This window comes from Microbacterium sp. CPCC 204701 (genome assembly GCF_004010105.1).
Taxonomy (GTDB): Bacteria; Actinomycetota; Actinomycetes; order Actinomycetales; family Microbacteriaceae; genus Microbacterium.
This window is the reverse complement of sequence record NZ_RRYE01000356.1, coordinates 1-2,958: the sequence shown is the minus strand read 5'-3', so window position 1 is coordinate 2,958 and position 2,958 is coordinate 1. Positions and strand designations below refer to the sequence as shown.

4 protein-coding genes are annotated in these 2,958 nt (G+C 72.7%); 2 read left to right on the top strand and 2 right to left on the bottom strand.

The window, feature by feature from the left end; translation table 11 throughout:
* The coding region (locus EIO58_RS15285) for a PfkB family carbohydrate kinase (protein ID WP_127820233.1) at positions 1-671 on the bottom strand (671 nt) is incomplete at its 3' end.
* Between the two features lie 72 nt (positions 672-743).
* Positions 744-1,826, bottom strand: coding sequence for an isopenicillin N synthase family dioxygenase (locus EIO58_RS15280; protein WP_127820232.1), 1,083 nt, complete (start codon positions 1,824-1,826; stop codon positions 744-746).
* 81 nt (positions 1,827-1,907) lie between these two features.
* On the opposite strand from EIO58_RS15280, the gene EIO58_RS15275 reads away from it, so the two are divergent.
* Positions 1,908-2,150, top strand: coding sequence for a hypothetical protein (locus EIO58_RS15275; protein WP_205789318.1), 243 nt, complete (start codon positions 1,908-1,910; stop codon positions 2,148-2,150).
* A 55-nt stretch (positions 2,151-2,205) separates the two neighbouring features.
* On the top strand, positions 2,206-2,958 hold a 753-nt coding region (locus EIO58_RS15270; protein WP_164861759.1), incomplete at its 3' end, for an SDR family oxidoreductase.

Below are 2,958 nucleotides of genomic sequence, written 5' to 3'. Positions count from 1 at the left end.
AGCAGGAGCGGCTCGGTGGCGCGCGACACGATGACCGCGTCTGCGCCGCGCCCGCGCAGGTCGCGCATCGCCGCCATGAGGCCCGCAGGCGACCGATCGCCGGCGAGGCCGGCCTCGGCGAGCTCCTCGTCGCTCACCTTCAGCACGTCGACCCCTCCGGCCACGGCGGCCTCGAGGCGCTCGCCGGCCAGATCGACGACGACCTTGGCGCCGCCCTCGCGCAGGTCCGAGGCCAGACGTCGATACGTGTCGGCGGGGAGCGCCTCTTCGCCCGCCGGACCGCTGAGGATCGCGAGGCCCGACGCGAGTCCTTCGCGCAGCGTGACCCCGTACAGTTCGTCGAGGTCGTGGCGGCCGAGTGGCTCGCCCTCCGTCTCGGCGATCGGGCGGCGCTCGCCGCCGCGACGGTCGTGCACGTACGCCGACCCCTTGCCGGGCCGCTCGATGCCGGCGACCGAGATCTCCTCGTCTTCGAGCAGGTGCCGCAGCATCCGCCCGACCTCTCCGGCGAGCGCGCAGCTCATCGTCACCGAGACGCCCAGGCGCAGCAGCATCCGCGCCTGCCACACGCCCTGCCCGCCGGCGTGGAGGTGGATGTCGGGCTCGTCGCCGTGCTCTTCGACGGTGACGGTGAGCGTTGGGGAGGGCGCGAAGATCGTGACATCGCTCATGACGGCCACGCTAGGCGTGCGGACGGCGCTCCGGCACCCCCTTGCCCGGTCGCCCGCACCGTGCAAGACGGCTCAGGCCGAGGCCGCCTCGCGTGCCGCGACGAGGTCGGCGTGGTGGATCCCGGCGACGTCCGGGTGCGCCCGCAGGCGAGACTTCAGCGCGTTCTCTCCGTACAGCGCGTGGATCGGGTTCGCCGGGTCCTGGGTCAGGCCCTTCGCCTGCTCGGCGAACTCGGGCGGCAGGTCGATCAGCGGCAGGCGCTTGTCGAGGGCCGGGTTGAAGAAGAACGGCACCGAGATGCGGTCGTCGGGGTGCCGCGGCGAGATGACGCGGTGATTCGTGGCGATCAGGTAGCCCTGCGTGGCGTACTCGAGCAGCTCGCCGATGTTGACGACGAAGGCTCCCGGCACCGGGGGCGCGTCCACCCACTCGCGGTCGCGCTCGACCTGGAGGCCGCCCTTGCCCGGCTCGACCCACAGCAGCGTGAGCACGCCGGAGTCCTTGTGCGCGCCGACGCCCTGGACCCACGCGACCGGAGGCTCCGCGGAGCGCGCCGGCGATCCGTGGAGGGGCCCTGGGGACGGTGGGGCCGGGTCGGCCTTGCCGGGGTACCGCACGATCTTGATGAGCGTCGACGGCTCCCCGAAGTGCTCGTCGAAGTAGCTCTCGGGGGCGCCGAGCGAGAGCGCCCACGCCCGCAGCAGCTTGCGGGCCACGCCCGACAGATGATCGTGCCATTCCGACACGACCTCCCGCAGCTCCGGCTGCGCCTCCGGCCAGAGGTTGGGACCGATGAGGCGCGCGAAATCCGGCGCAGCCGGGTCGGTCACCGCCTCCCGCTCCGGGCCGATGTCGATCTGCTCGCGCCAGTCCACCTTGCCCTGCGTGCGCTCGCCGCCGATGCGCGTGTACCCGCGAAAGTGCGGGCTCTTGACGTTCTCGATGGCGAGCTTGTCGGCCTCGGGCAGTGCGAAGAAGTCGCGCGCGGCGCGGTGCAGCCGGGATTCGAGCTCGGGCGTGACGCCGGTGCCGGTGAGGTAGAAGAACCCGACATCGTGCGTCGCGGCACGCAGGTCGTCGCGGAACCGCGCGGCGGCCTCCGCTCCGGCGTCCAGGCGGGACAGGTCGAGGATCGGCAGGGTGAGGTCGGTCATGGTTGCGAGAGTAGGCGGATGCTGCGGCATCGGCCCGTTTGTTGCCCACGGTTAAGCGGCGAGCGGTGACGCCGTCCGGCGGTGCACGCGCGGCTGCGCATCGCCGCGCCCGCGGACCGCGTGATCGCGCGCATCGACCCGGCCGTCGGAGTCGTCGAGGCGGTCGACCCCGCGACGTCGGTGCTCGTGACGGGCGCTGACAGCCGGGAGACGATCGCCGCGTACGTCGGCATGCTCGGGATGGGCTTCACCGTCGACGCGCCTGACGAGCCGCGGAGTCATCCGACGCGGCTCGCCGACGTCTGCACCCGGATGGCCGGCTGAACGAGATCTCGCGCCGTGCTTGCGCGCGGAGCGTCCGAACCGGTACACGTGAAGCATGACGAGGATCTCGCGCGCCGTGCTCGTGACCGGCTGCTCGACCGGCATCGGACGCGAGACGGCAGCCCTCCTCGCCTCGCGGGGCCGACGTGTGTACGCGACGGCGCGGCGCCTCGAGACGATCGCCGATCTGGAGAAGAGCGGATGCCGCCTCCTCGAGCTCGACGTGACCGACGAGGCGTCGCGCGTCGCGGCCGTGCAGGCGGTGGTCGAGCGCGAGGGCGCCGTCGGGGTGCTCGTGAACAACGCGGGCATCAGCGAGCTCGGCGCGACCGAGACGCTCCCGCTCGAACGCGTGGAGCGCATGTTCACGACGAACGTGTTCGGGATGCTGCGCATGACGCAGCTGGTGCTGCCGGGCATGCGCGCCCAGGGGTGGGGCCGAATAGTGAACCTCGGCTCGATGAACGGACGCTACATCATGCCCGGCATGGGGTCGTACGCGGCGACGAAGCACGCGATCGAAGCGCTCAGCGATGCGCTGCGCTACGAGCTGCGCCCGTTCGGGGTCGCCGTCTCGCTGATCGCACCGGGCATGGTGCGGACCGGCTTCGGGCACGCGGCGGCGGGGCGCAGCGACTCCGGCGCCGTCGAGCCGGTGTGGGCCGACTTCAACCGCCGGATCACCGAGTTCACGCTCGAGTGGGACTCGGGACCACGCGCGCGGCTCGCGTGCACGCCGCGCGACGTGGCCGAGCGCGTCGCACGTGCCGCGGAGTCGAAGCGGCCCCGCGCGCGGTATCGCGTCGCG